Origin of the sequence: Marinobacter bryozoorum (assembly GCF_023156245.1) — a bacterium.
GTDB lineage: Bacteria > Pseudomonadota > Gammaproteobacteria > Pseudomonadales > Oleiphilaceae > Marinobacter > Marinobacter bryozoorum.
In genome coordinates, this window is sequence record NZ_JAKZAH010000072.1 from 1 (window position 1) to 6,097 (window position 6,097).

The following is a 6,097-nucleotide window of genomic DNA, read 5'->3' on the forward strand; positions in this document are numbered from 1 at the left end:
GGGTAGTGCTGCTGATATTGTTCCATTTCATTATCATCCAGGGCTGTGTAGATGTCGATAAAGTCCAGGTACTTGAGTTGCTTCTCCGGATCTCGCTCCAGGGTCGTCAATCCCGGGTGGCGCGGGCATAGACTTCGAGCTTCTGGCTCTGGTTCCAGTGCATCAGACTCAGGCAAAGACGGGCGATCAGGTTGTTGCTGTCCCAGTAATCTTCCGCTTCCAACTCCGGCAACGCGCAGCGGAGGTATTGAAACTGAAGAAATGTTCGCCCAGACGCTCCTTCAGCTGCTCCTGCCGTAACGGCACGATACCAACAGAATCATCCAGCTCTCGCGCTTCCTGCTCGCAGAACAGATCAATGGCCTGGCGGGGATAGTCGAGTATAAGGTTCTTGAAGTTCTGGTCGTGGCTGACCGGTGTGCCGTTGTTCCTTGGCATGGCTCATCCTTGTACGAAGGTGGATACGAGCCATTTTGTTGAGGTGGTCATGTACTGTCAAGGAAAAACTGTTTATTTATACAGTCATTGCCAAAACACCTCAAAGCCATCAAAGACAATGAGTCATCATGCCAAGGTATCAGCAAGTCAGCCTTGTACATCTACATACCCACCCTTCGACAGGCTCAGGGTGAACGGGGAGTTATGGCAGACTCAGGGTGAACGGGGATTAGTGGCAGGCTCAAGGGGAACGGATTGCGAAACCCGGGCCTCACCCTCATCCCGTTCGCCCTGAGCCCGTCGAAGGGCGCGGACTCAGAGGTCCCGAAAAATAGATCTGTCCCGGTTTCCACATACCCACCCTTCGACGGGCTCAGGGTGAGCGGAGAATTGTGGCAGGCTCAGGGTGAACGGGGAGTTGTGGCAGACTCAGGGTGAGCGGGTTGCGAGTCCGGCCCCCAACATCCCGTTCGTCCTGAGCTTGTCGAAGGGCGCGGACTCCGGGTTTTGATACCAGCACGGGGTATGTCACCCTTCGACAGGCTCAGGGTGAACGGAGAGTTGGGGCAGGCTCAGGGCGAACGGAGAGTTGGGGCAGACTCGGGCGAACGGGGAGTTGTGGCAGGCTCAAGGTGAACGGGAAACCAAGCCCCCGCCAGCTACAACAACGTCTCCGCCTTTCGCAGGATTTCTTCCAGGTGCTCCTCCCCCACAAAACTCTCCGCGTAGATCTTACAAAGATTCTCCGTGCCGCTGGGGCGGGCGGCGAACCAGCCGTTTTTGGTGGTTACCTTGATGCCGCCGATGGTGGCGCTGTTTCCCGGGGCGGTGGTGAAGGCGCCGAGTACCGGGTCGCCGGCCAGTTGGGTGAAGGGCAGGTCGGCGGGGCGCAGGGCTTTCAGGGCCTGCTTTTGTTGCTCGTCGGCCGGGAAGTCCTTACGGCGATAGGCCGGTGCGCCGTAGGTTGCGGTCAGTTCCTGGTAATACTCACTCGGGCGCTTGCCGGTGCTGGCGTAGATCTCCGCTGCCAGCAGGCACAGCACAATGCCGTCCTTGTCGGTACTCCAGGGCTTGCCGTCAAACGTCAGCAGGCTGGCACCGGCGCTTTCCTCGCCGCCGAAGGCCAGCTCGCCACGGTGAAGCCCCTCCACAAACCACTTGAAACCCACCGGCACCTCATACAGTGCCCTGCCCCGGCCCGCCACCACCCGGTCAATGATGGAGGAAGACACCAGGGTCTTGCCCACCTTCAGGTCACCGGACCAGGCCGGGCGGTGGCTGAGCAGGTAGTCGATGCACACCGCCAGGTAATGGTTGGGGTTCATCAGACCGGCGGCGTCAACAATGCCGTGCCGGTCGGCATCCGGGTCGTTGCCGAATGCCAGGTCAAAGCGGTCCTTGATGGTTAACAGGTTTGCCATGGCCGCCGGGCTGGAACAGTCCATGCGGACCTTGCCGTCATGGTCTGGCGGCATAAACGCAAAGTCCGGGTCCTGGCGGCGGTTGACGATTTGCAGGTCCAGGTTCCAGGTGTCTGCAATGGCCTCCCATACCGCCAGGGCAGAGCCACCCATGGGATCAACCCCCAGCGTGACGCCGCTGGCGGCAATGGCTTTCATATCCACCACCTCCGCCAGGTGGTCAACATACTGCCGCACATAGTCCCAGGGTTCTGCCAGGCCCACCGCCATACGACGGGGGCGGGTTTTCACGCCGGCCAGCCCGGCTCTGAGCAATTCATTAGCCCGGGACTCAATCCAGGCTGTTGTCTGCGCAGGGGCCGGACCACCGTCCGGGCCGTTGTACTTGATACCGCCGTCCTCCGGCGGGTTGTGGGAAGGCGTGATAATCAGCCCGTCGGCCTGCTCCGGAGAGCCATGTGCGTTGTGTCGCAAAATCGCATGGGATACCAGCGGCGTCGGGGTGAACCCGCCCTTGGCATCAACCCGCATAGCAACACCGTTGCCAGCGAGCACCTCCTGCACCGATTCCATCGCCACCGATGACAGGGCATGGGTATCCTTCCCCAGATACACCGGCCCGGTAATGCCCTGGCTGGTCCGCCAGTCCACCACCGCCTGGGTAATGGCAAGGATATGGTACCGGTTAAAACTGCCACTCAGGGACGAGCCCCGGTGACCGGAGGTACCAAAGGAAACCCGCTGAGCCGGGTTATCGGGGTTTACAGAATGGGCCGTGTAGTCCGAAAGAAGTTCTGAGAGATTCATAGATACCAGGGTTCAGGCGTAGTGCGCGGAATGGGGAAAAGAATGACTTTTCCACGGACACTCACGGACGCTCACGGACGAAAAGAACTTTTTGGGGTTGTCCGTGTGGGTCCGTGAGTGTCCGTGGCTACATCTTGTTGCCTTCTGAAAAAACGCTAAAGACCTTTAACAAACTCGGAAAACGCCCCGCCCAGTTCCGGGTGGCGCATACCATAGGTCACGAAGGCCCGCATGTATCCCTGCTTGTTACCACAATCATGGGAATGGCCCTGGATATGGAAGGCATCGACCGGTTCTTCATCCATCAGCATACCGATGGTATCGGTCAGCTGTATTTCATTACCGGCGCCGGGCGGGGTGCGCTTTAGCAGGTCCCAGGGTGAACGGATTAGGAAATCCGGGCCTCACCTTCATCCCGTTCGCCCTGAGCCTGTCGAAGGACGCAAACTCCAGGTTCTGATACCAGCTCGGGGTATGTCACCCTTCGACAGGCTCAGGGTGAACGGGTTATGAGTCCAGCCCCCAACATCCCGTTCGTCCTGAGCTCGTCGAAGGACGCAAACTCCAGGTTCTGATACCAGCTCGGGGTATGTCACCCTTCGACAGGCTCAGGGTGAACGGATTACAAGCCCAGCCCCCCCAACATCCCGCTCGCCCTGAGCCCGTCGAAGGGCGCGAACCCCAGGGCACAACATCAAACATCTGAGGAAAAATAGATCTGTCCCGGTTTCACACATCGATTCAGCCAACTCCACGCTGCTCTGCCAGGTCAAAGTTCAGACCTGAAGCCTGCTCCGACGGCGAACGTTGACCGGCCATAACCGGTGGGCTGAAATCCAGGCCGGGAGGAAGCGCTACGGCCATCCGCCTCGACGAAAGAGCGCCGCCCTCAACGTCGTGAATCATTTGATAATCGTCGGCGTATATCTCGCGCAGGCGGGTCTCTGTGGTGGGCGTTATCAGTTGGCTGAGCGACGGCAGTGCCTTGTGTCGCGCATATTTTTTACGGAAATAAACTGCCGGACAATCGGGGTCAGCCCAGCGTAAAGGCACACTGCCCCTGGTAGTGCTGTTCGAGGGCTCCTTGAACACCTCGTCACAGACACCTGCAGGCAACAAATCGAGCATCTCGGCATAGACGTTGTCCATGCAGATCACCTTATTGTATGTGATCGGCAACAGATGCCACACCTGAGGGTAAAGATGGCCGTCCACCTCTGACCAACGCTCGGTTTCGAGCAGTGACACGAACTCATGCACAAACTCATCGAATGTCAGCAGCGCCGGATCTCGCCCGGCCACCGTCTCAAGTCTTGCGAGCAAATCTTCGGCACCGTCCTGCTGAATCAGCTTGTTCTTGTAGACGGAAAATACACGCTCAATCGGATCACGGTAAACAAACAACCTGGTGGCGAATTTCTGTTCGATCTCCCCTGGGGTAAGCCCTTTCACCTGCGCATTCTGGGTCATACACCCTATTGAAGGCAGGTCACCGGGACAGACACCCGGGTACAGCACCTGAAACAGCTTTTTGAACGACGTAGAGGCATTCTTGCGGATATGGGTATAGAAGAACGACGCGCCCTCTCCCTCCATTCGAAAATCCGGCGAAAACCGACCCTTGTGGGGGAACGCGTGTGAGGATTGGTAGTACAAATGCACACCTCTGGCTGTTCGCAACAATAACTCATTACCTGGCTGGCGCCGAAAGCATGAGGTACACCCTCATCGGTGGCGCCTATTCCCGCGCACCCAACAACACCTAACTGTCAGCCTCAAGAATGCCGGTTACCCACCGATCCAGCTGCTCGTCGGTGGCCTCTCTCAGCTGTTCATCGGCCTAAGGGGGAATGGTCATACCACTCTTCCTCGCAGTACCAACCGGTTCTTCTCCGTTACCTACAACAATACTCTCACCACTCCAGCGTCGAAACCAGCATTACGGGCAAGCGTCATCTCTGGCGTCAGCCAGAACTTCGCCTCCTTCCCAGAAGCTCAAACATCGACATGTAGCGGCTTAAGGGGAATGCCTTCATTCGAACAAAAGAACAACTGTCCATTAATACAGTTTTTTGCCAGAATCAAACCAAAGCAAACAAGACAAGGAGTCACCATGCCAAGGCCCAGGCACCAGCAAATCAGCCTTACCGACACCCCCTACTACCACATCATCTCCCGATGCGTGCGGCGCACCTTCCTGTGCGGGCAAGACCATGCCACAGGTAAAAGCTACGAGCACCGGCGGGGCTGGATCGAGGAACGCATAAGGCTGCTGGCTTCCTTGTTTACCGTGGACGTGGCCGCCTACGCAGTAATGTCCAACCATTACCACCTGGTGATCAAACTCAGCCCCGAGCAGGGTAACACCTGGACCAACGACGAAGTACTGGCCCGCTGGTGCTGCCTGTACCAGGGACCACCCCTGGTACAACGCTACCAGCAAGGCGAGGATCTGAGCGAAGCCGAATTGCGACGAGTGGACCAGTACGCTGAAACCTTCAAAAACAGACTGACCGACCTCAGCTGGTTTATGAAATGCCTGAACGAACCGATCGCCAGAAAAGCCAACCAAGAGGATGACTGCACGGGTCACTTCTGGGAAAGCCGCTTCAAGTCTCAACCCCTGGAAACCGAAGAAGCCTTGCTCACCTGCATGGCCTACGTTGATTTGAACCCTATCCGGGCCGCTATGGCCGACACGCCGGAAACCTCCGACTACACCAGCATCAAGGAACGCATACAGCCACTATTCAATCTGGCTGACGCCATTCACCACCAGATCGAACAACAGGCGCTGAACGATTTCGCAGTACCCCTTAAACCCCTACTGGGCTTTGAGGGCATGATCCGCAACGACGACCAGCAAGGCATCCTTTTCAGCCTGCAGGACTACCTACAGCTGGTGGACACCACCGGCCGAATCACCCGGGACGACAAACGCGGCGCCATAGACCCGACCGCACTACCCATCCTGGAACGACTCAACCTGGACCCGGAACGTTGGTACGAGCGAGCCACGGCGTTTGAAGACACCTACCTGGACTACCGGGAACCAAGGCGACGATCGGCGGCTTAAACTCCCCGCCTTCTACCACCGACCTCTGCGAATTACCGGTTAATTCTACCGGGGACAACACTTACCTACAGAACACCAAACCGCTTCCGACATATCCTGTTAGACTACGCATTTCCAGTCCCAACTTAGCCGAAGCGTTTGCTAGACCAATAAATGGATCGCGATAGACTATTTTAGCAACCTATCGGGAGCGCTTCTTCAACAAGTGCATGTCCATGCCTCCGGTCGCCAAACAGCTTCCGACATATCCTGTCAGAATACGCATTTCCAGTCCCAGCGTAAGCGCCGCTAAACCGACCCACTTGCCCTAACCGTATTGAGCCACATTTTTTAAAGCTGGCAGCTCTGCATTCCA

Annotated in this window: 5 protein-coding genes; 1 reads left to right on the forward strand and 4 read right to left on the reverse strand. The window is 57.3% G+C overall.

All coding sequences use genetic code 11. From position 1 onward, the window contains the following. Positions 1 to 186 precede the first annotated feature (186 nt). The 4 genes from MLC59_RS19255 to MLC59_RS19270 all read right to left on the reverse strand — a co-directional run bounded on the left by MLC59_RS19255 (position 187) and on the right by MLC59_RS19270 (position 4,262). Complete coding sequence (locus MLC59_RS19255) at positions 187 to 438, reverse strand: hypothetical protein (protein WP_248237226.1); 252 nt, start codon at positions 436 to 438, stop codon at positions 187 to 189. A 659-nt stretch (positions 439 to 1,097) separates the two neighbouring features. Then, on the reverse strand, positions 1,098 to 2,666 hold the full coding sequence (locus tag MLC59_RS19260) for a phosphohexomutase domain-containing protein (RefSeq protein ID WP_248237227.1): 1,569 nt from the start codon (positions 2,664 to 2,666) through the stop codon (positions 1,098 to 1,100). Between the two features lie 155 nt (positions 2,667 to 2,821). After that, positions 2,822 to 2,971 (reverse strand): hypothetical protein, encoded by a 150-nt coding sequence (locus tag MLC59_RS19265; RefSeq protein ID WP_248237228.1) that lies wholly within the window; start codon positions 2,969 to 2,971, stop codon positions 2,822 to 2,824. Between the two features lie 436 nt (positions 2,972 to 3,407). Then, entirely contained in the window at positions 3,408 to 4,262 is an 855-nt protein-coding gene (locus MLC59_RS19270) for a sulfotransferase family 2 domain-containing protein (protein ID WP_248237229.1), read from the reverse strand. Positions 4,263 to 4,779: 517 nt separating this feature from the next. On the opposite strand from MLC59_RS19270, the gene MLC59_RS19275 reads away from it, so the two are divergent. Next, positions 4,780 to 5,742 carry a transposase gene (locus MLC59_RS19275; protein WP_248237230.1) on the forward strand — a complete coding sequence of 321 codons (963 nt, stop codon included), beginning with the start codon at positions 4,780 to 4,782 and terminating at the stop codon, positions 5,740 to 5,742. The last annotated feature ends 355 nt before the right edge of the window (positions 5,743 to 6,097 follow it).

Bases quoted from the DNA above. Each gene is read 5' to 3' on its own strand.
- MLC59_RS19255 (WP_248237226.1), bottom strand. From the start codon at position 438: ATGCCAAGGAACAACGGCACACCGGTCAGCCACGACCAGAACTTCAAG.
- MLC59_RS19260 (WP_248237227.1), bottom strand. From the start codon at position 2,666: ATGAATCTCTCAGAACTTCTTTCGGACTACACGGCCCATTCTGTAAAC.
- MLC59_RS19275 (WP_248237230.1), top strand. From the start codon at position 4,780: ATGCCAAGGCCCAGGCACCAGCAAATCAGCCTTACCGACACCCCCTAC.
- MLC59_RS19265 (WP_248237228.1), bottom strand. From the start codon at position 2,971: ATGGATGAAGAACCGGTCGATGCCTTCCATATCCAGGGCCATTCCCAT.
- MLC59_RS19270 (WP_248237229.1), bottom strand. From the start codon at position 4,262: ATGGAGGGAGAGGGCGCGTCGTTCTTCTATACCCATATCCGCAAGAAT.